Consider the following 24,572-nt stretch of genomic DNA (forward strand, 5'->3'; position numbering starts at 1 on the left):
GGCGGCGCTCCGGGCCGGCGCGGCGATTCGACCGGCCGGGATTTGAGACCAGATGGTAATTTTGTTGACAGGCAATGCAACTCCCCTCATGCTTGAGACCAATTGGTCACAAATAGACCGAGCCCGAGGAGGCGACGCTGAAGGCGAGCAACTTCGCATACGTCCGTGCGCGGTCGATCGGCGACGCCGTGGCGGCGTTTCGCGGCTGCGCCGGTGAGGCGCGCTATCTCGCCGGCGGCCAAAGCCTGCTCGCGGCGATGAATCTGCGGTTGCTGGCGTCCGACCTGCTGATCGACATTTCCCGGATCGACGCGCTACGCGGCATCGAGCGACGTGGCGACGAAGTGCGGATCGGCGCCCTGACGCGTCATGCCGAGGTGCAGACCTCGCCCCTGGTGGCTGAGCACGTCCCGCTGCTCACTGCCGCCGCGCCGTGGGTGGCGCATCCGGCGATCCGCAACAGGGGCACGTTCGGCGGCTCGATCGCGTTCGCCGATCCGGCCTCGGAATTCCCCGCGGTGGCGTTGGCACTGAACGCGCGGATCGAACTCGACAATGGCGAGCAGCGCCGGCTGGTCGCGGCCGAACAGTTCTTTCAGGATCTGTACGAGACCGCCGCGGAGCCGGGCGAGATCGTCAGTGCGGTGTACTGTCCCGTCGCGGGTGCGGGCGACCGATTCACCTTCGACGAATTGGCGCGCCGTCGCGGGGACTATGCGATCGTCGGTACGGCGATCGCCGCGACCTTCGACGGCGACGCGATCGCGCGGATGCGGATCGCGCTGTTCTCGGTCGGCGCCACGCCGTTTCTGGCGCGCGGCGCGGCGGCCGCGCTGTGCGGCACCACGCTCCGCGATGCCGACATCGCGCGCGCGCAGGCCGCGCTCGCCGACGAGTTGTCGCCGAGCGAGGACGCGCACGTCTCGGCCGAGACGCGGCTGCATCTGGCGTCGGTGCTGCTGCGCCGGCAACTCGGCAAGCTGCGGGAGCAGCGGCCATGACGCACGTCGCCATTTCGCTCACCGTCAACGGCGAAGCCGTCACCGCGCTGGTCGAGCCTCGGCTGTCATTGGCGGATTTCCTGCGGCAGCAATTGCGGCTGACCGGCACCCATGTCGGCTGCGAAATGGGAGCCTGTGGCGCCTGCCTCGTGCTGCAGGACGGGCGCGCGGTGCATGCCTGCCTCGGCCTCGCGGTGCAGGCCGACGGTGCCGCCGTCGTCACGATCGAGGGACTCTCGGAGAGCGGCACGATCGCCGATCTGCAGGCGGCGTTTCACCGCCGCAACGCGCTGCAATGCGGCTTCTGCACGCCCGGCATGCTGGTGACGGCACAGGAACTGCTGCAGCACAATGCGGCGCCGTCGCGCGAGCAGATCCGCGACGCTTTGTCGGGCAATTACTGCCGCTGCACCGGCTACGAGGCGATCGTCGACGCCATCGCGGCGACCGCCCGGGCCCGCAGAAGCGCACAAGTCGCGGAGAGCGAGGCATGAACGCGCCGCTCTCCGGGCTCGATCGCCCGAACAGCTATATCGGTAAGAGTCTGCCGCGGCCGAATGCCAAGCGGCTGCTCGCCGGGCGTGGCCGCTTCGTCGACGACATCCAGTTGCCGCGGATGCTGCACGCCGCCTTCGTGCGCAGCCCGTACGCGCATGCCGATGTCGTTGCGGTCGACACGACGGAAGCGGTGTCGATGCCGGGCGTGCGCAGGATCACGACCGGCGACGATCTCGCGCCGCTGTGCGAGCCTTGGGTCGGCACGCTGCGGCATTTCAACGGCATGAAATCGCCGCCGCAAACGCCGCTAGCGCGCGACCGCGTGTTCTGGGTCGGCCAGCCCGTGGTCGCGATCCTCGCCGATACGCGTGCGCAGGCCGAAGACGCCGCCGAGCGGGTGAGCGTGGCGTACGAGGAGCGTGAAGCGGTGGTCGATCGCGCCGCGGCGGTCGCGCCCGGCGCGACGGTGCTGCACGAGGCGTTCGGCGACAATCTGGCGTTTCAGACGACGATCGCGAATGGCGACGTCGACGAGGCTTTCGCGCAGGCCTACGCCGTCGTCGAGGTCGATCTCACCTTCGGCCGGCACACGCCGGTGACACTCGAGCCGCGCTCCATCGTCGCCGATTTCGAGCCGGGCGAGCGGTCGCTGACGGTGCATCACTCCACCCAGACGCCGTACCAGTTCCAGGACATCTTTGCGCGACACTTCAGGCTCGACGAGTCCCGCGTGCGGGTGATTGCGCCGGACATCGGCGGCTCGTTCGGGATGAAACTGCACGTCTATCCCGAGGACATGGCCGTCGTGGCGCTCAGCATGCTGGCGCAGAGGCCGGTGAAATACGTCGCCGACCGCGGCGAGTCCTTCCTCAATGATATTCACCTGCGCGATCACCAGCTGCGCGCCGAACTGGCGCTGGCGCAGGACGGCCGTTTCCTCGGCATGCGGGTTCGGGACGACACCGCGATCGGCGCCTATTCGGCCTATCCGCGGACGAGCGCGGTGGAAGGCAACCAGGTGGTGAGGCTGATGGGCGCGCCCTACAAGATCACCGACTACAAGGCCGATCTGCGGGTGATCTTCCAGAACAAGACTCAGACCAGCCAGTATCGCGGCGTCGGCCACCCGATCGCCTGCGCGGCAACAGAACGGCTGGTCGATCTCGCGGCACAGCGTCTGGGAATCGACCCGCTCGAGATCCGGCGGATCAACTACGTCACCGACGACATGTATCCCCACACCACCGCGAGCGGCTATCGCTTCGAGCGGCTGTCGCTCGACCAATGCCTCACCAAGCTGCACGCGCTGATGGATTATCCGGCGCTGCGCGCCGAGCAGGCACGGCTGCGCGCGCAGGGCGTGTATCGTGGCATCGGGCTCGCCACCTATGTCGAGATCACCAATCCGTCGCCGGCGTTCTACGGCGTCGGCGGCGCGCACATCTCGGCGCAGGACGGTTGCGTGCTGAAGCTGACGCCGTCCGGCGAGGTGCAGTGCGCGATCAGCGTCACCGAGCAGGGCCAGGGCACCGAGACCATCATCGGCCAGATCGTCGCCGACGAACTCGGCGTCGACCGCGACCGGGTGAAAGTCCTGACCGGCGACACCGAGACGACGCCGCACGGCGGCGCCACCTGGGCCTGCCGCGGCGCCGGCATCGGCGGCGAAACCGCGCTGCAGGCGGCACGCAAGCTGAAGACCAACGTGCTGACGATCGGCGCCGCGATCCTGCAATCGGCGCCGGAGCAGCTCGCGATCTCGGAGGGTCGGCTGATCGATCGCGACAGCGGCGCGGCGCGAATGCCGCTCGGCGAACTCGCGGCGCTGGTGTATTTCCGCTCCGACACGCTGCCGCCGGGCCTCAAGGCCGACCTCACCGTGGCGCATCACTATGCGCCCCAGGGCTATCCGTTCGCCTTCACCAACGGCATTCACGCCAGCCTGGTCGAGGTCGACGTCGAGACCGGATTCATCAAGCTGCTGAAGCATTGGGTGGTCGAGGATTGCGGCCGCGTCATCAATCCGCTGCTGGTCGAGGAGCAGGTCCGCGGCGGAACCATCCAGGGCATCGGCGCGGCGCTGTTCGAGGAGTGCCTGTATGGCGATGACGGCCAGCCAATCAACGGATCGATGGCCGACTATCTGGTGCCGATGGCCTGCGAAATGCCCGACATCGTCGTCGCGCATGTCGAGACGCCGACCAAGGACACCGAGCTCGGCGCCAAGGGCTGCGGCGAGGCCGGCACGTCGGCCGCTTCGGGCGCGGTGCTGAACGCGGTCAACGATGCGCTGACGCCGCTCGACGCGTCGATCTCGCAAATTCCGATGACGCCACAGCGCATGCTGCGCGCCCTCGGCGTGGTTTGAAGTGTGATTGCCAACGACAACACATTGAACGGGAGAGAAACCATGACGGAATCGATGAAGCAGGGCCTTTCGCGTCGAAGCCTGATGAAGAACTCCGCCGCGGTCGCGGCGCTCGGCCTGCTCGGGGCGCCGGGACTCGCGCGGGCGAACGAGGGGCCGATCAGGATCGGCTTTCCGGTGCCGATCACCGGGCCGTTCGGCGCCGAGGCCAAGGATCAGGTCAAGAGCGCCGAACTCGCGGTCAAGCAGTTCAACGCCGCCGGCGGCCTCGACGGCCGGCTCGCCGAACTTCTGGTGCGCGACGACAAGCTCAATCCCGGCGAGGCTGCGACGCGGACGCTGGAACTGATCGAGAAGGACAAGGCGCACTTCATCGTCGGCGCGTTGTCGAGCGCGGTCCAGCTTTCGGTCAACGAAGTGACGCGGGCGCGCGGTGTGATCTACATCTCGATCAGCCAGTCCGACACCATCAACGAGGCCAAGGATTTCTCCCGCTTCACCTTCCACGAGGCGATGAACCCGCAGATGACCGCGGGCGCGGTGGCGCGCTACGCGTTCAAGAAGGGCCAGAAGGTCGCCTATCTCGGCGCCGACTACGCCTACGGCCATGAAATGCTCGCCGCATTCAAGCGTACTGCTGCGCCGATCGGCGTCGAGACCGTCGGCGAGGTGCTGCATCCGTTCGGCGCGCCGGATTATTCCGCGTTCATGCCGCGGCTGCTGTCGATGAAGCCCGACATCCTGTGCATCTGCAATTTCGGCCGCGACCAGGCCAATTCGATCAAGCAGGCGGTCGATTTCGGGCTGAAGGGTCCGTCCCGGATCGTCGTGCCGGTGCTGTTGCACAATCAGCGGCTGGCGAGCAGCCCCGACGTGTTCGAGGGCATCGTGGGCGGCACCAATTATTACTGGGGCATCGAGGACATCAACCCCTCGGCCAAGACCTTCAACGACGCGTTCCGGGCTGCGTACAACGGAGCGATCCCGACCGACTACGGCACTTACGGTTACACCGCGGTGCGCTCGCTGCTGATGGCGGTGAAGGCCGCCGGCGGCACCGACACCGACAAGGTGATCGCCGCGCTGGAGGGACTGAAATACGACGTCGCCAAGGGGCCGCAGAGCTATCGCAAATGCGACCACCAGTCGGTGCAGTCGGTGTTCGTGGTGGAATCGAAGAAGAAGTCGGAGATGAAGTCCGACGCCGATCTGTTCAAGGTGCTGGCCACCGAAGCGGGTGATCCCGCGACGCTGCGGTCCTGCGAAGACCTCGGCCACAAGCCGTCCTGACACGCACGCCGCGCGGCGCCGGAGACATCATGGATATTCAACTCATCTCCCTGCAATTGTTTTCCGGCATCGCGCTCGGCGCGATCCTGATCATGCTCGCGCTCGGGCTGTCGATCATTTTCGGCATCCTGGGCGTGGTCAACTTCGCGCACGGCAGTTTCTTCATGGTCGGCGCCTATGCCGGCGTATTCTTCCTGACCTACACCGGCAATTTCTGGTGGGCGCTGCTGCTGGCGCCGCTGGTGGTCGGCGTGCTCGGCCTCGGCGTCGAGCGGCTGCTGATCCGGCCGCTGTACGGGCGGCCGGTGGACGATCCGATCCTTCTGACGTTCGGCCTCAGCTACATCCTGGTCGAAGCCGTCCGTATTCTGTTCGGGACCGACGGCGTGCCGTTCGATACGCCGGCCGCGCTGCGCGGCGTCACCAATATCGGCGTCGGCTATTTCCCGACCTACCGGCTGTTCGTGATCGGCGTGGTCGCCGCGGTGCTGGTGGCGTTGTGGCTGGTGCTGGAGAAGACCAGGATCGGGCTGATCGTGCGCGCCGGTGCGCGCGATCCGCAGATCATGCGCGTGCTCGGCGTCGACATTCAACAGCTGTGGCTGGTGGTGTTCGGAATCGGCATCGGGCTCGCCGCGCTCGGCGGCGTGCTGGCGGCGCCGATGCGCACGGTCAATCCGGAGATGGGAAACTTCGTGCTGTCGGAGGCGTTCGTGGTCACCGTGATCGGCGGCATGGGATCGCTGCTCGGGTCGGTGGTCGCCGGCCTGCTGGTCGGCATCGTCGTCAACATGACCTCGCTGTTCGCGCCCGAAATGGCGACGATCGCGATGTTCGCCTTCATGGCGCTGGTATTGCTGGTGCGGCCGCACGGGCTGTTCGGCAAGCCCGGCTTCGGCACCTGAGCGATGGCGATGTCGGCAGCCGACCTGATGACCAAGGCTTCGCCCGCTCCGGCGGCAGCGCCGCGCGCCCGGCGGCTCGGCCGATGGCGGGTGCCGTTGTCGATCGCGGTGCTGTGTCTGCTGCCCTGGGTGCTGCCGTCGAAGGCGCTGGCGGTCAACGTGCTGATCTACGGCCTTTACGCGATGGGCTACAATCTGCTGTTCGGTTACACCGGCCTGCTGTCGTTCGGCCACGCCGCGCTGTTCGGCACCGGCGCTTACGTCACCGGGATCGCGATCGGCCAGTTCGGCGCCAACTGGTTCGTCGGCGTCCTTGCCGGAGTGATCGCCGCCGGGTTGATGGCGGCGGCGATGGGCGCGCTGTCGACCCGGACCCGCGGCATCTATTTCGCAATGGTGACGCTGGCGCTGGCGCAGCTGGTGTACTACGTCGCGCTGCAAGCCTCTTCGTGGACGGGGGGCGAGAACGGTCTGCGCGGCTTCACCGTCTCCAAGGTCGGCATCGGGCCGGTCAGCATCGATTTCCTCGATCCGATCGCCAAATATTATGTCGTCCTCGTGTTCGTCGGGCTGGCGATCTGGACGCTGTCGCGCATCCTCAACTCGCCGTTCGGCGGCGTGGTCGAGGCGATCCGGGAAAACGAAACGCGCGCCAAGGCCTGCGGCTACGATGTCGTGCGCACGCGGCTGCTGGCCTTCGTGTTGTCGGGCCTGTTCTGCGGATTGGCGGGCACGCTGTCGGCGCTGCATCTGGCGATCGTGCCGCTCGACAGCCTCGGCTACATGATGTCGGGCCAGGCGGTGATGATGACGATGCTCGGCGGCGTCGGCACCTTCTTCGGCCCGTTCGTCGGCGCGCTGGCGTTCCTGGTGATGGAGGACGTGTTGTCGCTGTGGACCGCGCACTGGCAGTTGTTCCTCGGCGCGATCTTCGTCGCGCTGGTGCTGTACATGCCGAAGGGGATCTGGGGGACCGGGCTCGTCTGGTTCGAACGCTGGAGGGCGCGATGAGCGACGACGATCTCCTGCAGGTCGACGATCTCGGCCGCTCGTTCGGTGGCTTCGTCGCGCTGAAAGGCATCACCGCAAACTTCGGCCGCAACCGCGTCACCGCGATCATCGGACCGAACGGCGCGGGCAAGAGCACGTTCTTCAACATCCTGTCCGGCGCGCTGAAGCCGTCGACCGGTTCGATGCGGTTTCGCGGCAACGACCTGTCCAAGCTGCAGCAGCATCGGTTCGTGCATCTGGGCATCGCGCGCTCGTATCAGATCACCAGCATCTTCCCGCAGCTCACCGCGCATGAAAACGTGCGGATCGGCGCGCAGGCGTTCGTCTCACGCTACAATATCTGGACGCCGCGGGCGTCGTATCACGACGTCTCGGAGCGGGCCGAGCAGGCGCTCGCCGATGTCGGCCTCGGCGGCGCCCGCAACCGGATCGCCGCGACGCTGGCCCATGGCGAGCAGCGGGCGCTGGAGATCGCGATCGCGCTGGTCGCCGATCCGAAGCTGATGCTGCTCGACGAGCCGACCGCCGGCATGGGGCCGGAGGAGACGCGGGCGATGGTGGCGCTGATCGAACGGCTCGCCGCGGATCGCACCATCCTGCTGGTCGAACACAAGATGAAGATGGTGCTCGGCCTGTGCGATCGCATCCTGGTGCTGCATCACGGCCGTCTCATCGCGGACGGCACGCCGGCGGCGATCCAGAACGACGCCAACGTTCGCAGCGTCTATCTCGGACAGAGCCTCGGCTATGCTTGAACTGCGCGGTCTGAACGCCTGGTACGGTCCCAGCCACGTCGTCCACGGCGTGAGCTTCGCGGTGCGCGCCGGCGAGGTGCTGGCGTTGATCGGACGCAACGGCGCCGGCAAGACCACCACCATCAAGTCGGTGATGGGGCTGATCGACAAGGTCGAGGGCTCGGTACGGTTCGCCGGGCAGGAGCTGCTGAGCTTGCCGGCGCATGCGCGGTTTCGGCTCGGGCTCGCCTACGTGCCGGAGGACCGCCGGATCGTCCCCGACCTGACGGTGCGGGAAAATCTCCGGCTCGGGCTGCTGCAGGCCGATCCTGAGATCAAGGAAGCGGTCGCGATCGACCAGATCGCCGAGACCTTTCCGCGGCTGAAGGAGCGGCTCGACCAGATCGCGGTCACGATGTCCGGCGGCGAGCAGCAGATGCTGGCGATCGCCCGGGCGATGATCGGGCGGCCGAAAATGATCCTGCTCGACGAGCCGTCCGAAGGCATCATGCCGGTGCTGGTCGAGGAGATGGGTCGGCTGTTTCGCGGGTTGCGCGAGCACGGCACCACGCTGCTGCTGGTCGAGCAGAACGTCGAATGGGCGCTGAACATCGCCGACCGCGCGGTGATCATCGACCAGGGCGAGATCGTTTTCGAAGGCGACGCGGCCGCGCTGGCCGGTGACCGCGAAATCCAGGAACGCTACTGCGCGGTGTGAACACCGTCTTGAACAGCGTACAAGATGCATCTGCACGCTCTAAGGGAAATCGCAACCCCGCCGCGACGGAGCCCGCTTTGGGTCACAAGCGCCGGATTGCGTTCGGTGAACAGCGCGAATTTCAGCAACTCCTCGGCGATGCCGACGAGACCGCTTCATCCGGCCTGCGTCATCGAACCGTTCTTGGGCAACGTGAGCTGATGCGTTCGTGGTTCACGCGATCATGAGGCAATCCGTCGCGGATGATGGCGCGAAAGCCTCACCCCCGAGCGGAATTGTGATAGTGTTCACGCGAGCGATTTGATATTCGGGCCGCATGGAACAGTCGACACGCACCGGTGCATCGAAAAAACAGGCAGGCAGTTTGCGCCGTTGCCTGCTGATGTTCATTGCGTTTGTCTATGTGTTCGTGGGCGTCGCTCATGAGATGTCCTGCTTCGATCAAGCCGTCGCATCCCCTGTTGGAATCGAAAAGGTGTCTAACTCGTCGGGCCACGATTCATCGCCTTCCGAATTGACGCTCTGCGACCATTGCCCGACATGCATTCCCGCGCTGATGCCCGCGCCGGTAGTAGCAGACGCTCTAGGCGGTCTGCCGAGCTCGATCACGATGTCGGTCGTATCGTTTTTCGCCGCCGATCACGCGTGGTTCGACTCTCCCCCACCCAAATCTCTGACCTGAACGTAATCGCCGGGCGCATCGCGCCCTGACTCGGTCGTTCGTCAGGTCTTCCCATGCTTTCTAAACACGCAACGCGTCTAGCGTGCGTGACGTCTTTGCTGGCAGGTTTACTGCAGGCAGACGCCGCGCATTCGCAGACCCTCACCATGGGGGCGGCGCTTCAGCGCGCGCTCGCGACCAATCCACGTCTGACGGCTGCCGAGCGCGACATCGGCATCGCCCGCGGACAGCGGATCCAGTCCGAAGCGCTGATCAATCCGGAGGTCTCCTTCGAACAGGACGACGCCTTCGGATCGGGCGCGTATCGCGGTACACGCTCGGGCGAGACGACGCTGCAGATCAGTCAGATGTTGGAGCTTTGGGGCAAGCGCGATGCGCGCATCGCCGCGGGGCAGGCCGGTCTCGATCAGGCCGGGATCGAGCGGCAGGCGGTGAGGCTCGAAGTGCTGGGCGAGACCGCGATCGCGTTCCTGAATGTGCTCGGCCTGCAGCGAAGGATCCAGATTCTCGACGAACTGGTCAGTTCGATCGACCGGATCACCCCGCTGCTGAAGCGTCGCGTCGAGGCCGGCGCGTCGTCCGTCGCGGAAACCGGACGTGCGGAAGTCGCCTCCGCCCTCGTCAAGGCTGACCGTGAGCGGACGAAGTCGTCGCTCGCGACCGCGCGTCGCGAACTTGCGATCCTGATGGGCGACACTGCGCCGAAGTTCGGCGCCTTGTCCGGACGGCTGGACGTGACGGGGCGGCCGCCGGCCTTCCAGACGGTCGTCGCCGCCATCGATGCCAATCCGCAACTGGTGCGGTGGACGGCCGTCTATGCGCAGCGGAACGCCCAGCTGATTCTGGCGCGCCTCAAGCCCTATCCGGACGTGACGGTCTCCGCAGGCTGGCGCCACTACAACTCGACGGGCGACGATGCTGCGCGGCTGTCCGTGTCGATCCCGATCCCCGTATTCGACCAGAACCGGGGCAACATCCTTTCGGCCCAGGAGAGCCTCGCGAAGACCGCGGCCGAGCGGAAAGCGAACCGCAATATGCTGATTGTCGTGGCCGGACGTGCCTACGACACGCTCCAGGGATCGCTGCGCGAACTCGCCATTCTGCGCGAGACCGCGATCCCGAAGTCGAAGGACGCTTCGGATGCGATCTTCGAGGGCTACGGTCAGGGGCGCTACTCGCTTCTCGAAGTGCTCGACGCGCAGGCGAGCGTCGCCCAGGCGCGGCTTCGCGAACAGGAAGCCCAGCAGAATTTCCACGTCGCCGTCGCGACCATCGAGGCGCTTGTCGGCAATCCGTTTGCTCTGGCGCGGGGGAGCGCACGATGAAGAAGCCTCTACTCATGATCGTCGGCGCCATCGCGGTTCTAGCCGCAGCAGCTTTTCTCTACCCCAACGCACCGAGCGGCAACGCGGCTCTGCCGGGCAAGGATGCCAAGCACGGCGAGAATGGCCATGACGAAGGTCATGGCGCCGACGGCGTCGTCGAGATGACCGACGCCAAGGTCGCCGCCGCGGGAATTGAGATCGTGACAGCTGCGCCCGCGACGTTGCACGATTCTATCATCCTCAACGGCATTCTGCAGCCCAACCAGGAGGCGCTCGTCCAGGTGACACCCCGGTTTCCGGGTGTGGTCCGCGAGATCAAAAAACGTATCGGCGACTCCGTCGAGAAGGGCGAGCTTCTGGCCAAGATCGAGAGCAACCAGAGCCTGAGCGTCTACGAGATGCGTGCGCCATTCTCCGGAACCGTGATCGATCGACAGATCTCGCTCGGCGAATATGCGTCCGAGCAGAAGCCCGCCTTCGTGGTCGCGGACATTTCGACGGTCTGGGTAGATCTTTCGGTCTACAGGCGCGATCTGCCCCGCGTTCGTTTGGGCGATGCGATCCTGATCGATGTCGGCGACGGCGGCGACCCCATCAAGGCGGAACTGTCCTACGTGTCACCGGTCGGCAGCGCCGATACCCAGAGCGCGCTTGTCAGGGCCGTCGTGGCGAACGACGGCATGCGCCTTCGCACCGGGTTGTTCGTCTCGGCCAGGCTGATCCTGTCGGCAAAGCAGGTGCCGGTCGCCGTGAAGGGCTCGGCGCTGCAGACGGTGGAGGACCGCAACGTGGTCTTCGTCCGTAGCGGGGAGAAATTCGAGGCGCGCGACGTGGAGATCGGATCTCGCGATTCCGAGAACGTCGAGATCGTCTCCGGTGTGATGGACGGCGACAAATATGCCGCCAGGAACAGCTTCGTCGTGAAGGCGGAGCTCGGCAAAGGCGAAGCGTCCCATGACCACTGACCTTCCCCATGCGACCGCCGTCGTCTTGGGAGCAACGTGACGCGATGATCAACGCCATCCTCGACTTCTCCATCCGTCAGCGCTGGTTCGTGATGCTAGGGGTGCTGGCCGTGGCGGCCTTCGGCGCCTGGAATTTCACGCGCCTGCCGATCGACGCAGTCCCGGACATCACCAACGTTCAGGTGCAGGTCAATGTCGAGGCGGCGGGCTATTCGCCGCTCGAGGTCGAGCAGCGCATCACCTTTCCGGTCGAAACGGGTATGAGCGGCATCCCGAGCCTTCAATACACGCGGTCGATATCCCGCTACGGCCTGAGCCAGGTCACGATCGTGTTCAACGAGGGGACGAACATCTATTTCGCCCGCCAGCAGGTGAGCGAGCGCCTGCAACAGGTGAAGGATCAGTTGCCGACGGGCATCGAGATATCGATGGGGCCGATCTCGACCGGGCTCGGCGAGATCTACACTTTCGCGCTCGAGGCCAAGCCGAACGCCAGGAATGCCGACGGCTCTGCGGTGACGCCGATCGACCTGCGCACCGTCCAGGACTGGATCGTCAAGCCGCAGCTCCGCACGGTCCCGGGTGTGGTCGAGGTCAACACGATCGGCGGCTACGAAAAGCAGTTCCACGTCCTGCCGGACCCCAGCAAGCTGATGGCGTACCGCCTCAGCTTTCGCGACGTCATGACGGCGCTCGCGGCGAACAATGCGAATGTCGGTGCCGGCTACATCGAGCGAAATGGCGAACAGTATCTGGTCCGCACTCCGGGGCAGGTCGCGGACGTCGAAGACATCGGCCGCGTGGTGATCGGTTCGCGCGGCGGGGTGCCGGTTCGAATCGGCGACGTCGCCGACGTGAAGATCGGAACCGACCTGCGCACGGGCGCGGCGACGCTCGACGGCAAGGAGACGGTTCTCGGCACTGCCATGCTTCTCGTCGGCGAGAATAGCCGGACGGTGTCGCAGCGCGTCTCCGCCAAGCTCGACGAGATCGGGAAATCGCTTCCGGAAGGCATCTTCGCGAAGGTCGTCTACGACCGGACCAGGCTCGTCGATGCTACCATCGCGACCGTCGAGAAGAACCTGGTCGAAGGCGCGCTGCTGGTCGTCGTGATCCTGTTTCTCATCCTCGGGAATTTCAAGGCGGCGATTGCCACGGCGCTCGTCATCCCGCTGTCGATGCTCATCACCATCACGGGGATGGTCGAAACCAAGGTCAGCGCCAACCTGATGAGCCTCGGCGCGATCGACTTCGGCATCATCATCGACGGCGCTGTCATCATCGTCGAGAACTGTCTGCGGCTCTTGGCCCATGAGCAGCAGAAGCAGGGGCGCCTGCTGACCCGCGACGAACGCTTCGCGACCATTCTTGCAGGCTCCCGGGAGGTCATCAAACCGAGCCTGCTCGGCACGTTGATCATCGCGGTCGTGTACCTGCCGGTGCTGACGCTGACCGGGGTGGAAGGGAAGATGTTCACCCCGATGGCGCTCACCGTGCTGATGGCTCTCGCCGGCGCGTCGATCCTCTCCATGACTTTCGTGCCGGCGGCGGTCGCGCTGCTGGTGACGGGCAGGGTGACGGAGAAGGAGAACTTCTTCATGCGCGGTGCGCGGCGCGTCTATCTGCCACTGCTGGGGCTGTCGATCCGCTTCCGCGGTGCCGTCGCGGCCGTCGCGGTCGCTCTCCTGCTGGTCACCGGCTACGTCGCCTCCCGGATGGGCGGCGAGTTCATCCCGAGCCTCGACGAGGGCGACGTCGCCATGCACGCGATGCGCATTCCCGGCACCAGCCTGACACAAGGCGTCGATATGCAGCTCCGGTTGGAGAAGGCGCTCCTGCAGCTACCCGAAGTCAAGGAGGTGTTCTCCAAGCTCGGTACTTCCGAGGTTGCGACGGATCCAATGCCACCGAACGTGGCGGACACCATCATCATGTTGAAGCCGCGCGCCGAATGGCCCGACCCGACGCGGAGCAAGGCGGATCTGGTCGCGGCAATCGAGAAGCAGGCCGAGACGCTGCCCGGCAACGTGTACGAATTGACGCAGCCGATTCAGATGCGGTTCAACGAACTGATCTCGGGCGTCCGGAGTGACGTCGGCGTGAAGATCTTTGGCGACGATCTCGACAGATTGCTGGAGACGGCGGGGCGGGTCGAGTCCGTGCTGCGCGGGATTTCGGGCGCCGCCGACGTGAAGACCGAGCAGGTCTCGGGTCTGCCGGTTCTCACGGTGAAGCTCGACCGTTCGGCTCTCTCCCGTCTCGGGTTGAGCGTCCAGGAGGTCCAGAGCGTCGTCGAGACCGCGATCGGCGGGAAGAACGCCGGGCTCGTCTTCGAGGGTGACCGGCGCTTCGATCTCGTCGTCCGCCTGCCGGATCAGATGCGCTCGGACGTGGAGGCAATCAAGACTCTGCCTGTCCCTTTGCCAGCGGTCGATACGCCCTTCGCCGCGACGAAAGCGTCGTACGGCAACTCGCCGTTGACTCAGATGCGCTACACGCCGCTGTCGGCGGTCGCCAGCATCGAAGTCGCGCCGGGTCCGAATCAGATCAGCCGCGAGAATGGCAAGCGCCGTATCGTGGTGACCGCGAACGTCCGCGGCCGCGACCTCGGCTCGTTCGTCGGCGACGCCCAAAAGCAGGTCGCGGAAAAAGTGAAGCTGCCGGCGGGCTACTGGATCGGTTGGGGAGGCCAATTCGAGCAGTTGGTCTCGGCGACCAAACGCCTGACCATCGTTGTCCCGGTAGCTCTGGCGCTGATCTTCCTGTTGCTGTTCATCAGTCTCGGATCGGCGGCCGACGCGGCGTTGGTGTTCAGCGGGGTGCCGCTGGCGCTGACGGGAGGCGTGGCGGCGCTGGTACTGCGCGACATTCCGATGTCGATCAGCGCGGGCATCGGTTTCATCGCGCTTTCGGGCGTCGCGGTACTGAACGGCCTGGTGATTGTCTCCTTCATCGAGCGGCTGCGCGTCGAGGGAATGAACATCGTCGAAGCCGTGCGGGAAGGCGCGCTGACGCGCCTGCGGCCCGTCCTAATGACCGCGCTCGTCGCATCAGTCGGGTTCGTCCCGATGGCCATCGCCACCGGCGCCGGCGCCGAGGTGCAGCGGCCGCTTGCGACCGTGGTGATCGGCGGGATCATCTCGTCGACTATCCTCACGCTTCTCGTCCTTCCGGCGCTGTACGTTCTGTTCCGCCGGGAATCGCCGCCCGCCATCGGGGCGCCGTCCGTTCAAGCCATCAAAGGAGTCCTCTGAATGAAGAAGATACTGCTCGTCGCCTCCGCGGTTCTGTTGGCGGGATCGGCATTCGCCCAGCATGTCCATCAGAATGGCCCCAACGGGGGCGCGATGGAGGATGTCGCCGGCGTACACGTGGAGATGGTCGCCACCGGCCGCACGATCTCGTTCAACGTCTACGATGAATCCAACAAGCCGATCCCGACCAAGGGGTTTTCCGGATCCGCGTTGCTGACGTCCGACGGTGACCGGGAGACGCTGACGCTGGTTGCCACAGACAACGCGCTCAAGGGCGAGGCGAAGAAAGACATCCCGAAGGGCACAGCCGTCTCGGTGACGCTCAAGGCCGCCGACGGCAGGTCCGGCCAAGCCAAATTCAAGAACTAAGCCATTCGCAAGATCAAAGAGTGCTATTGCGCAGCGAACAATCCGCCGAGGAATTTGCCACCCTTCCTGCCACTTTGAGCGGCAGCCTTCCAAGGCGATTGTCCCGGCTCGTAAATCTGGATGACCGTATCGACTGCGGCAATCTTCCTATCGATTTCCGCAATCTGATCGACAAGCGCCTTTCGATCAGCCTTTCGATCATCCTGCCTGCAGCGCAGTTCGCGAACCACATCCATCGAAAACCCCGAATATTGATGGGGCTGTTATGAAGTCGCGCTCGATGTTGGTCTGGTGGCGTTTGCTACCTAATGTCGGAGTGTTGTGCATCTCGCAAAACTCTGAAGTCCGGATCAGTTTCAAGGCGCATTAGTTCAGCAATCTTTGATGCCGGTTTAGGGGGGCGGAAAGCTCACACCACCACCGGACCAACGATCCTGTTTATCCAATCCCCCATCGCGCGTGCCGTCCACGATCCGGCCCTTGAGAATGACTTCTTCGGAATTGTCGATGAAAGAAAAATCAGGCAGGAGCCTCCCACGCTCCAATCTTCCATCGAGCGGGCGCTCGTAGGCAAGTTCGAGAGGCGCGTTATCGCCCTCGTCGCGCGGCGCGGCTCGCTGGCTTGAGCTCACTCCGATTGCTCCTCTTTTGAGCAAACTGTGGCCCGCAAGTTCAGAATTCACGCTTCACTTGAATTGACAGGCCGGCCAGTCATTGTCAGAATTAGAAACACCGTGCCGATAATAGAAACAGGGCTGTCATGCTGCTGAATGCCTCCCGCGCCGCGACGATCATGCAAGACAATGGGCTCGACGCGCTGATCGCGACGACGCCGGAGAACGTGTTGTATCTCGGCGGGTATTGGGCGATGTCGCAATGGGTGCGGCGCGGGCCGCAGGCCTATGTGCTGTATGGCCGGAGCAAGGCCGAGCCCTGCATCATCACCAGCACGTCGCTGCTCGACCTCGTCGCCGACCAGAACCCGGGCGGCGAGGTGCGGCGGTTCTCGTATTTCCGCACCGACGTCGATCCGGCGGCGACGCTCAGCGCGGAAGATCAGCGCCAGGTCGCGCTGTTTTCGCAGCCCGAATACAAGGGACCGGTCGAGGCGCTGGCCGCCGCGATTACCGAGTCCGTCGGCGCCTCGGCGCGGCTCGGCATCGATGAACTCGGCATCACCCCGCAGGCCATGGAAGAGCTGGCCCAGCGGCTTCCGCAAGCAACCTTCGTGCGCTCCTTCAAGCTGTTTGAGGCGATCCGCGCGATCAAGATGCCGGAGGAAATCACCCGCCTGCGCAAAGCGTCTTCGATCACCGAGCAGTCAATCAATCGGGCCATGGAAGCGGCGAGCGAAGGCATGACCGAGCTAGAGATGGCGCGGGTGTTCCACAGCACTACGACCAGCCTCGACGGCGTGCCGGTGACCGGCTGTATCGGTTTCGGCGATCGCAGCGCGATGAGCAACGTGCAGCCGTCGTCGCGGCCGCTGCGCCGCGGCGACATCATCCGCTTCGACGTCGGCTGCCGCTACAAGCATTATCGCTCCGACATCTCGCGGATTGCGTCGTTCGGCGAGCCGACCGCCAAGGTGCGCGACTATCACAACGCGCTGTGGCTCGGCGTGCAACGGGCGCACGAGATCGCCAAACCGGGCCTGCGCGTCGCCACGCTGTTCAAAGAAGTCGTGGACACCGTGCGCCGCAACGGCATCCCGCATTACGAGCGCAGTCATGTCGGCCACGGCATCGGCATCGACGGCTACGATCCGCCGAACATCGCCGCCGATTCCGGCGACCTGCTGCAGGAGAACATGGTGATCTGCGTCGAGACGCCGTACTACGAGCTCGGCTTCGCCGGCCTGCAGGTCGAGGACATGATCCTGATCACCCGTGACGGCAGCGAATCGCTCATGGCACGCGACGGGCGACTGCGCGTCCTGCCGACCTGACCCTCGACATTCCCGAACTGCACCTCGAAGGAGACCGATGTGAAATTTTCCGTGTGCCTGGCGACCGGCTACGAGGGTCTGGCCTATCCGATCCCGTTCTGCGCCCCGCAGGATCTGGTCAAGACCGCGGTGCTGTGCGAGCAGCTCGGTTACGACGGCGTCTGGGGTAACGACCACATGACGACGCAGCACTACGTGCGGGACATGTATCCCGACACACCGCCGAACTTCTTCGAGCCGTTGGTGGTGATGGCGATGATCGCGCAGGCGACCACCAAGCTGCGGGTCGGCACCGCGCTGCTGGTGATGCCGATGCGCGAGCCGGTGTATCTGGCCAAGCAGGTCTGCACCATCGATCAGATGTCCGGCGGCCGGTTCACCATGGCGGTCGGGCTCGGCGCCTATCGCGAGGAATTCGAGTCCTGGGCGGGCAGCAAGGCCAAGAGCTTCCACCGCGGCGAGATGATGGAGGAGGGGCTGACGTCGTTCCTGGCACTGATCTCGGAGAAGTCGGCCAGCTTCGACGGTAAGTACTATTCCTTTCATGGCGTGGAACTGGCGCCAAAGCCGGTGCAGACGCCGTTTCCGCTGTTCATCGGAGGCCACAACATGCAATCGATCGAGCGCGCCGCGGCGGTCGGGCGTGGCTGGCTACCGGGCTGGCGACCGTTCAACGAGATCGAGGAGCGGATCGGACAGCTGCGCCAGCGCGCCGAGGCGCTCGGTCGCAATCCGGCCGAGATCGAGATTGCGCCGCAATTCTCGCTGCTGATCGGCAAGACCGATGCCGAGGCCGAGAAGACCTACATGGCGAGTGGCCTGGTCGCGCATCGCGTATCGCTGGCCTATACGGGCCGTGACCCGGTGCATCAGGTCACGGCGAACCTGGTCGGCTCACCGGCCTCGATCATCGAGAAGGTCCACAAGCTGAAGGCGATTGGCGTCGATCACTGCGCCGCGATGGTGGTCGCCGTCAACTCGCAGCAGGAATACGACGACCAGGTGCGCTGGTTCGCCGAAGAAATCATGCCGCACGTGCAGTAAGCGCGACGCAGCCGCGCCTATCGATCAGCGGCGCGGCTGGGTGTCAGTTACGCGCCCCGCGGTGCGCGGCGTGGCGCGCAGCCGCTCCGCCGCTCGGCCGGCGCCGACAAAATCGCCAGCGACGTCGGCGCCGAGCTTGCGCGACGCCGACATCGCTGCGTCCACTACCAGCTGGATGACGCGGGCGCGTTCCTTGTCGGTGAGCCCGGCGCTGGGGACGCCGCCGCTGATCGCCCCGATCGCCTTGTTGTCGGCGTTGCGCACCACCGCGCCGGCCGAATACACGCCGACGCGATTTTCCTCCTCGTTGACTGCATAGCCGAGCCGGCGGACCTCCTGCAGTTCGGCCAGCAGTTTCGGAACTTGGATCTTGGTCTGCGGCGTCAGCTTGGGCAGCGGCGCTTCGCTGAGCAGCTGCTTCACCTCGGCGTCGCTGTATTCGGCGAGGATCGCCTTGCCGAGCGCCGTCGAGTGCAAATAGGTCTGCGCGCCGGGACGATGGTTGAGCGCGATCGGCCCGCTGCTCGGCACCGTGGCGAGATACACCACCGCGTGATCGCGCAGCACGCCGAGAAAGCCGTTGATGTGCTGATCCGCCAGCCGGTGCAGCGCAGGCATCGCCGCGGAGTGGATCGTGCTCTGGCCGAGAAAGGCGTTGCCGGTGCGGAACGCGCGGTAGCCGATCGTGTAGCGGGCATTCTCGCCCGACTGCTCCAGATAGTTGGCGCGGCTGAGCGTCTTCAGCAGGCGCAGCGCGATGCTCGGCGCGATGTCGAGTTGGCGGGCGACCTCGCGGACGCCGAGCGGGGGCGAGTCCGACAGCAAATCGAGGATTGCGATCGCCCGCGCTACCGACTGATTCTCCGCGCCGGAACCGGTCTCTTGAGTCATCTCTACTTCCATCCTTCGATCTTCAGCGACTGCAGTCGCGTCCGCGTTCTGCGCATGGGCGACCGGTTTGCTCATGATCGGCGCACTCTGCCGTTTCCGCAAGCGCGAGATGCCTAGCTTGTCACCTTTCCGCACGTGTAGTGCGGCTTCCACGCTTCGCCATGCGACCACCGTGCCGACATTCGACGTTGACTAATCGGCGAAGCGGAGAATAAGCTCTGTACGTGGAACGGCGTACCGATATTGAGCACAATGTGAAGGTCTTGAGAACCCGCAAATGGCGATCGCCGCGTTACGCAAGACAGACGGTCGAACGAGCCTGCGGGAGCAGGGGTCGATGATTTCGGTGCGCGGGGCAGGCAAGATCTATCGGACGCGGTCGGAAGAGACGGTCCACGCGCTCAAGGACCTCGACCTGGACATCTCTCATGGCGAGTTCGTCTCGGTGGTCGGTCCGAGCGGCTGCGGCAAGACCACGTTGCTGCGGATCCTGGCGGGCCTAGAAGGTGCGACCTCCGGCGAGATCGTGGTCGGCGGCAACAAGGTTCGCGGCCCCAATGACGACGTCTCGGTCGTCTTCCAGCAGGCGACGCTGCTGCCCTGGTACACGGTTCTGCAGAACGTCTTGCTGCCGGCCCACCTCAAGGGTGATCGTTCGCCGGCGAGCGAACAGCGCGCACACGGGTTGCTCGATCTCGTCGGGCTCAAGGACTTCGAGCGCAAATATCCGTTCGAATTGTCGGGCGGCATGCAGCAGCGCGTCGCGATCTGCCGGGCGCTGGTGCGCAATCCCAAGATCTTGCTGATGGACGAGCCGTTCGGCGCGCTTGACGCGATGACGCGCGAGACCATGAATGTCGAGCTGATGCGCTGGTGTTCGCAGGAGGGCAAGACCGTCCTGTTCATCACCCATAGTATCCCCGAAGCCGTGCTGCTCGGCGATCGCGTGGTGGTGATGTCGCCGCGGCCGGGGCGGATTTCGGAAATCCTCGACGTCGACATTCCGCGGCCGCGCGATCTGCGCACGCTGGGCACGCCGGCCTTCGCCGAGCTCAGCGATCGCGTGCGGCGGCATTTCGGTGCAGCGTCGGTGCCCGGACAGGACATGTGAGCCAGACGATGCGCAGCCGGACCATTCAGAAACTGCAATCTCTGGCTCTGCTGCTTGCGGTGTTCGCCGCATGGGAGGGCGTGGTCCGGATCTTCGCGATTTCGCCGTTCGTCATTCCGGCGCCGAGCGCCGTTATCGTGCGGCTGTACGAGATGGTGACGACCGGCGAGGTGTGGCCGCACTTCGTCGCGACGTTGACGTCGGTGCTCACCGGTCTCGCCGCGGGTGGCATCGCCGGCCTCGTCGTCGGCAGCGCGATCTCGCTGATGCCGGCTGTCGAGCGGCTGGTGTATCCCTACGTGGTGGCTATGCAGACCGTGCCGAAGATCGCGATCGCGCCGTTGTTCGTGATGTGGTTCGGCTACGGCCTGACCTCGAAGATCGTCATCACCGCGCTGCTCTGCTTTTTCCCGATCCTGGTCAGCGTCGTCTCCGGTTTTCAGTCGGTGGACAAAAGCCAGCTCGAGATGATGCGCGCGTTCGGCTCCACGCCGATGCAGACGCTGTTTCGACTGCGCATTCCGTCGGCGCTTGTGCTGATCTTCGCCGGGTTCGAGATTGCGTCGGTGCTCGCGGTGATCGGCGCCGTCGTCGGCGAATTCGTCGGCGCCCAGGTCGGGCTTGGCTACCTGATCACCTCGCTGAATTTCAATCTCGACGTCGCCGGCATGTTCGCCGTGCTCCTCTGCCTCGCGGCGATCGGTCTCAGTCTGCACAGTGCGGTGAAGTTCGCCCGCAAGCGGATGATCTTCTGGCTGCGGTCTGATCCCGCACCGATCCTCGGCTAGACGGATCGACACCATGAAGCTGCCGGCATTCGACTATGCGCGCCCGACCTCGTTGTCCGAGGCGATCGGCCTGTTGCAAGGCGACGACGCCAAGGTGCTTGCCGGCGGACAGAGCTTGCTGCCGATGATGGCGTTCCGGCTCGCCGCGCCGAGGCTGCTGGTCGATATCGCGCGGGTGCCGGGGCTCGACCAGATTGCTGTCGAGGGCGCGACCATCAAGCTGGGCGCCGGCGTGCGTTGGTGCCAGATCGAAGCGTCGGCGCTGTTGGTTGAGGTGCATCCGCTGCTGGTCGAGGCGATCGGCCATGTCGCGCATCTGCAGATCCGCAGCCGTGGCACCATCGGCGGCAGCATCGCGCATGCCGATCCGGCGGCCGAGCTTCCGGCCGTCGCGCTGGCTTGCGATGCGAGCGTTGCCGCGGTCGGGCCGTCGGGATCGCGCCAGATTTCGATCGCTGAATTTCTCACCGGGCCGCTCGAGACGTCGCTGGACGCTGCCGAGATCGTCACCGAAATCAGCATCCCGGCAATGGCGGGGCGGCGTTACGGCTTTGCGGAGTTCGCGCGTCGTCCCGGCGACTTCGCGCTCGCCGGCGTCTGTCTGCACTATGCGGTCGGCGACGCCGGCGTCATTGGCGATAGCCGCGTCGTCGCCTTCGCGGCGGTGGAAATGCCGCAGCGGCTGTTTGCGGTCGAGCGCTATCTCGACGGCCGTCGTGTGAACGACGTTGACCTCGCGAACATGCGGGACGTGCTGGCAGGCGAGGTCGACTGCGTCGACGATTTGAATGCGGATCGCGTGTATCGGACGGCGTTGCTCGGGGTGATGCTCGAAGACGCGCTGGCCCAGGCGTACGCCCGAGGGGGCGCGGCATGAAGATCGCCCTGATGGTCAACGGCGAAGCGCGGCAGCTCGACGTCGAGCCACGCGTGACGCTGGCGGATTTGCTGCGCGATCAGTTGCGACTGACCGGGACGCATCTCGGATGTGAGCACGGCGTCTGCGGCGCGTGCACGGTGATCGTCGACGGCGCGCCGGTTCGGGGTTGTCTGACGCTCGCGGTGCAAAGCGACGGCTGCACGATCACGACCGTCGAAGGGCTCGGCACACTGGCGGCGCTGTCGCCGTTGCAGGCCGCGTTCAAACGCTGCCATGCGCTGCAATGCGGCTTCTGCACGCCCGGAATACTGATGACGCTGCATGCGCTGCTCAGCAGCGAGCCGGACGCGAGCGAGGAGCGGATCAAGGAGGCCCTCGGCGGACACGCCTGCCGTTGCACCGGCTATCTGGCGATCGTCGAGGCGGCGTGCGCGGCACAGCCGGCTTACCAGGGCGGCGCCGATGCAGCGGTCTAACACCTTGGTCGGGCGCGCGGTCGAGCGCCTCGAAGACGCGCGGTTTCTGACCGGGCGCGGCCAGTATGTCGGCGACCTCGTCACGCCGGACACGGTGCATGCGGTGATCGTCCGCAGCAACGTCGCCCACGGCCGCATCATCCGCATCCACGTCGACGGGGCTGCTGCGCACCCGGGTGTCGTCGCGGTGCTCACCTCGCGCGACATCGGCAGTGTGCCGATGATCCCGCTGCGGCAGCAGGTGCTGCCGGAAGGCGAGCCGTATCTGCAGCCAGTGATCGCCCACGACGTCGTGCGCTATGTCGGCGAACCGCTCGCCGTGGTCGTCGCGGCGAGCGCTGCGCTGGCCGAAGATGCGGCGGCACTGGTCGAGGTCGAGATCGAGCCGCTGCCGGCGGTGGCCAGGGTCGCGGCTGCGCGAAACAACGATCAGTTGCTGTTCGCCGCATCAAGCAGTAACCGCGCCATCCTGATGCGGGCCGAGATGGGCGACGTCGAGGCCGCGTTTCGCGACGCCGACTACGTCCGCAAAGCCAGCTTCAGCACACAGCGCCACACCGCGATGACCATGGAGACGCGCGGCCTGTTCGCGCAGTGGAACGCGGCCGCCGAACATCTCACGCTGTCGGGCGCCGCCAAAGTGCCGTTCTTCAATCGCCGGACGCTCGCCGGCATGCTCGGGCTCGCCGAGACGCAGGTCGATCTGATCGAGGTTGACGTCGGCGGCGGGTTCGGCGCCCGCGGCGAGTTCTATCCCGAGGATTTCCTGATCCCGTTCGCCGCGAAGCGGTTGGCTCGTCCGGTGAAGTGGACCGAGGATCGGCGCGAACACTTCATGGCGATGAACCACGCGCGCGAAATGGCCGCGGCGCTGGAGATCGCCTGTCGCAGCGACGGCAAGGTCATCGGTCTGCGCGGCACGATCGAAGTTGACATCGGCGCCTATGTCCGCACCAACGGCTTTACCGCGCCGCGCAACGTCGCGCAGTTTCTCAGCGGGCCGTACAGCATCGCCAATGTCGGTGTCGACGCCGAAGTGTTCGTCACCAATAAGACGCCGGCCGGCACCTATCGCGGCCCCGGCCGGTTCGAGGCGGCGTTCTTCTTCGAGCGGTTGCTGGAGATGGCCGCAACCGATCTGCGCATTGCGCCCGACGAGATCCGTCGCCGCAATCTGATCGCCGAACACGAGATGCCGTACAAGATGCCGCGGACCCGGCATGTCGATCCGAGCAGCGAGACGGCCTGCGACAGCGGCGTCTATGCGGTCGTTTTCGAGCGCTGCCTGGAGGAATTCGGCTGGCACCGGCGTGTCGTCGATCAGGGTCGGTTGATCGACGGCAAGTATCACGGCTTTGGGCTCGGCTGCTTCATCGAGGGTGGCGCCGCGGGGCCGCGCGAGAGCGCGCGGATGACGCTGCGGCCGGGCGGCGGCGTCGATCTCGATGTGGGGTCGTCGGCCATCGGGCAGGGGCTCGAGACCGTGATGGCGCAGATCGCCTCGGACGCGATCGAGGTGCCGATCGAGCAAATCTCGGTGCGCCACGGCTCGACCACGCTGGTGAAAGAGGGGTTCGGATCGTTTCATTCGCGCTCGACCGTGATGGGCGGCAACGCCATCGGACTCGCGGCGGAGGCGCTGAAGCGCGAGATCGCCCGGGTGGCGGCGGCGGAATTCTCCTGTGCGTCGGAGCAGGTGGTGATTGCCGACGGCGCGGCGGCCTTCTGCGACCGCAAGCTGAGCTTTGGAGAGTTGGCCCATCTGGGCGTGAGCGCCGAGGCGACGTTCAGCAACACCAAGCACACTTACAGCTACGGCTCGCATGCGGTGCACCTCACCGTCGATCCGCGTACCGGACAGGTCGAGATCCTCGACTATCTGACGGTCGAGGATGTCGGAAAGATCATCAATCCGGCGACGCTGCACGGTCAGGTGATCGGATCTGTGGTGCAGGGGCTCGGCAGCGTGTTCCTCGAACAGATTCACTACGACGAAGACGGTCAGTTGCTGACGGGTTCGTTGGCCGACTATCTGCTGCCGAGCGTGGCGAACTTTCCGAACATTCGCTCTGTTTCGCTCGAACTGCGTCCGTCGCCCAACAATCCGCTCGGCGCCAAGGGCGCAGGCGAGGGCGGCTTGATTGCCGTGGGGGGCGCGGTTGGCAATGCCATCGCGGGCGCGCTGCGATCGTTTGGCTGCGAGCCCTGCCACCTGCCGTTCACGCCACCGCGCCTGTGGCATCTGATGCATTCTTCCAGTGAAACCCATCGTAAGGAGGTGAGATGAAACGGACGTCAAGACTTTGCCGAGTCG

23 protein-coding genes are annotated in these 24,572 nt (G+C 65.4%); 21 read left to right on the plus strand and 2 right to left on the minus strand.

The window, feature by feature from the left end; translation table 11 throughout:
- Positions 1 to 137: 137 nt before the first annotated feature.
- The 14 genes from ACTZWT_RS14285 (at position 138) to ACTZWT_RS14350 (ending at position 15,389) form a co-directional block, all read left to right on the plus strand.
- The gene (locus ACTZWT_RS14285) at positions 138 to 1,001 is read left to right on the plus strand and encodes an FAD binding domain-containing protein (RefSeq protein WP_444770624.1); all 864 of its coding nucleotides are present in this window, start codon (positions 138 to 140) and stop codon (positions 999 to 1,001) included.
- Complete coding sequence (locus tag ACTZWT_RS14290; protein WP_444770350.1) at positions 998 to 1,495, plus strand: (2Fe-2S)-binding protein; 498 nt, start codon at positions 998 to 1,000, stop codon at positions 1,493 to 1,495. Before ACTZWT_RS14285 ends, ACTZWT_RS14290 begins: the two co-directional genes overlap by 4 nt.
- Positions 1,492 to 3,867 (plus strand): xanthine dehydrogenase family protein molybdopterin-binding subunit, encoded by a 2,376-nt coding sequence (locus ACTZWT_RS14295; RefSeq protein WP_444770351.1) that lies wholly within the window; start codon positions 1,492 to 1,494, stop codon positions 3,865 to 3,867. The genes ACTZWT_RS14290 and ACTZWT_RS14295 overlap by 4 nt, the downstream gene beginning before the upstream one ends.
- Positions 3,868 to 3,909: 42 nt before the next feature.
- Positions 3,910 to 5,157 carry an ABC transporter substrate-binding protein gene (locus ACTZWT_RS14300; protein WP_444770352.1) on the plus strand — a complete coding sequence of 416 codons (1,248 nt, stop codon included), beginning with the start codon at positions 3,910 to 3,912 and terminating at the stop codon, positions 5,155 to 5,157.
- 29 nt (positions 5,158 to 5,186) lie between these two features.
- Positions 5,187 to 6,062 carry a branched-chain amino acid ABC transporter permease gene (locus tag ACTZWT_RS14305; RefSeq protein ID WP_444770353.1) on the plus strand — a complete coding sequence of 292 codons (876 nt, stop codon included), beginning with the start codon at positions 5,187 to 5,189 and terminating at the stop codon, positions 6,060 to 6,062.
- A gap of 27 nt (positions 6,063 to 6,089) precedes the next feature.
- Positions 6,090 to 7,073: a branched-chain amino acid ABC transporter permease gene (locus tag ACTZWT_RS14310; protein WP_444770625.1), complete on the plus strand. Its 984-nt coding sequence runs from the start codon at positions 6,090 to 6,092 to the stop codon at positions 7,071 to 7,073.
- The gene (locus ACTZWT_RS14315) at positions 7,070 to 7,828 is read left to right on the plus strand and encodes an ABC transporter ATP-binding protein (protein WP_444770354.1); all 759 of its coding nucleotides are present in this window, start codon (positions 7,070 to 7,072) and stop codon (positions 7,826 to 7,828) included. The genes ACTZWT_RS14310 and ACTZWT_RS14315 overlap by 4 nt, the downstream gene beginning before the upstream one ends.
- Positions 7,821 to 8,525, plus strand: coding sequence for an ABC transporter ATP-binding protein (locus ACTZWT_RS14320; protein ID WP_444770355.1), 705 nt, complete (start codon positions 7,821 to 7,823; stop codon positions 8,523 to 8,525). Before ACTZWT_RS14315 ends, ACTZWT_RS14320 begins: the two co-directional genes overlap by 8 nt.
- Positions 8,526 to 8,841: 316 nt before the next feature.
- Positions 8,842 to 9,207, plus strand: coding sequence for a hypothetical protein (locus ACTZWT_RS14325; RefSeq protein WP_444770356.1), 366 nt, complete (start codon positions 8,842 to 8,844; stop codon positions 9,205 to 9,207).
- Positions 9,208 to 9,260: 53 nt separating this feature from the next.
- Complete coding sequence (ihpA, locus tag ACTZWT_RS14330) at positions 9,261 to 10,532, plus strand: divalent metal ion exporter subunit IhpA (RefSeq protein ID WP_444770357.1); 1,272 nt, start codon at positions 9,261 to 9,263, stop codon at positions 10,530 to 10,532.
- Positions 10,529 to 11,497 (plus strand): divalent metal ion exporter adaptor subunit IhpB, encoded by a 969-nt coding sequence (gene ihpB, locus ACTZWT_RS14335; protein WP_444770358.1) that lies wholly within the window; start codon positions 10,529 to 10,531, stop codon positions 11,495 to 11,497. The genes ihpA and ihpB overlap by 4 nt, the downstream gene beginning before the upstream one ends.
- Before the next feature lie 44 nt (positions 11,498 to 11,541).
- Entirely contained in the window at positions 11,542 to 14,751 is a 3,210-nt protein-coding gene (locus ACTZWT_RS14340; RefSeq protein ID WP_444770359.1) for an efflux RND transporter permease subunit, read from the plus strand.
- Positions 14,752 to 15,120 carry a hypothetical protein gene (locus ACTZWT_RS14345; protein WP_444770360.1) on the plus strand — a complete coding sequence of 123 codons (369 nt, stop codon included), beginning with the start codon at positions 14,752 to 14,754 and terminating at the stop codon, positions 15,118 to 15,120.
- Positions 15,121 to 15,140: 20 nt separating this feature from the next.
- A complete protein-coding gene (locus ACTZWT_RS14350) occupies positions 15,141 to 15,389 on the plus strand; it encodes a hypothetical protein (RefSeq protein ID WP_444770361.1) in 249 nt (82 codons plus the stop codon).
- Positions 15,390 to 15,512: 123 nt separating this feature from the next.
- Here the strand turns inward: ACTZWT_RS14350 and ACTZWT_RS14355 are convergent, their stop codons facing one another.
- On the minus strand, positions 15,513 to 15,752 hold the full coding sequence (locus ACTZWT_RS14355; RefSeq protein ID WP_444770362.1) for a hypothetical protein: 240 nt from the start codon (positions 15,750 to 15,752) through the stop codon (positions 15,513 to 15,515).
- Positions 15,753 to 15,880: 128 nt separating this feature from the next.
- Here ACTZWT_RS14355 and ACTZWT_RS14360 point away from each other — a divergent pair, with 128 nt between their 5' ends.
- Both ACTZWT_RS14360 and ACTZWT_RS14365 read left to right on the plus strand, forming a co-directional pair.
- A complete protein-coding gene (locus ACTZWT_RS14360) occupies positions 15,881 to 17,068 on the plus strand; it encodes a M24 family metallopeptidase (protein WP_444770363.1) in 1,188 nt (395 codons plus the stop codon).
- A gap of 39 nt (positions 17,069 to 17,107) precedes the next feature.
- Positions 17,108 to 18,112 (plus strand): LLM class flavin-dependent oxidoreductase, encoded by a 1,005-nt coding sequence (locus ACTZWT_RS14365; RefSeq protein WP_444770364.1) that lies wholly within the window; start codon positions 17,108 to 17,110, stop codon positions 18,110 to 18,112.
- Positions 18,113 to 18,136: 24 nt separating this feature from the next.
- Here ACTZWT_RS14365 and ACTZWT_RS14370 read toward each other — a convergent pair whose 3' ends face one another.
- Entirely contained in the window at positions 18,137 to 19,003 is an 867-nt protein-coding gene (locus ACTZWT_RS14370; RefSeq protein WP_444770365.1) for an IclR family transcriptional regulator, read from the minus strand.
- Between the two features lie 337 nt (positions 19,004 to 19,340).
- Between ACTZWT_RS14370 and ACTZWT_RS14375 the strand changes: the two genes are divergently transcribed.
- Genes ACTZWT_RS14375 through ACTZWT_RS14395 form a run of 5 tightly spaced genes read left to right on the plus strand, consistent with a single transcriptional unit; the run spans position 19,341 to position 24,545 of the window.
- Positions 19,341 to 20,114, plus strand: a complete 774-nt coding sequence (locus ACTZWT_RS14375; protein ID WP_444770366.1) for an ABC transporter ATP-binding protein — start codon at positions 19,341 to 19,343, stop codon at positions 20,112 to 20,114.
- Positions 20,111 to 20,902 carry an ABC transporter permease gene (locus ACTZWT_RS14380; RefSeq protein ID WP_444770367.1) on the plus strand — a complete coding sequence of 264 codons (792 nt, stop codon included), beginning with the start codon at positions 20,111 to 20,113 and terminating at the stop codon, positions 20,900 to 20,902. The genes ACTZWT_RS14375 and ACTZWT_RS14380 overlap by 4 nt, the downstream gene beginning before the upstream one ends.
- Positions 20,903 to 20,915: 13 nt before the next feature.
- A complete protein-coding gene (locus tag ACTZWT_RS14385; RefSeq protein ID WP_444770368.1) occupies positions 20,916 to 21,779 on the plus strand; it encodes an FAD binding domain-containing protein in 864 nt (287 codons plus the stop codon).
- A complete protein-coding gene (locus ACTZWT_RS14390; protein ID WP_444770369.1) occupies positions 21,776 to 22,258 on the plus strand; it encodes a (2Fe-2S)-binding protein in 483 nt (160 codons plus the stop codon). The genes ACTZWT_RS14385 and ACTZWT_RS14390 overlap by 4 nt, the downstream gene beginning before the upstream one ends.
- Complete coding sequence (locus ACTZWT_RS14395) at positions 22,245 to 24,545, plus strand: xanthine dehydrogenase family protein molybdopterin-binding subunit (protein WP_444770370.1); 2,301 nt, start codon at positions 22,245 to 22,247, stop codon at positions 24,543 to 24,545. The genes ACTZWT_RS14390 and ACTZWT_RS14395 overlap by 14 nt, the downstream gene beginning before the upstream one ends.
- The last annotated feature ends 27 nt before the right edge of the window (positions 24,546 to 24,572 follow it).

This window comes from Rhodopseudomonas sp. NSM, assembly GCF_052445935.1.
GTDB lineage: Bacteria > Pseudomonadota > Alphaproteobacteria > Rhizobiales > Xanthobacteraceae > Rhodopseudomonas.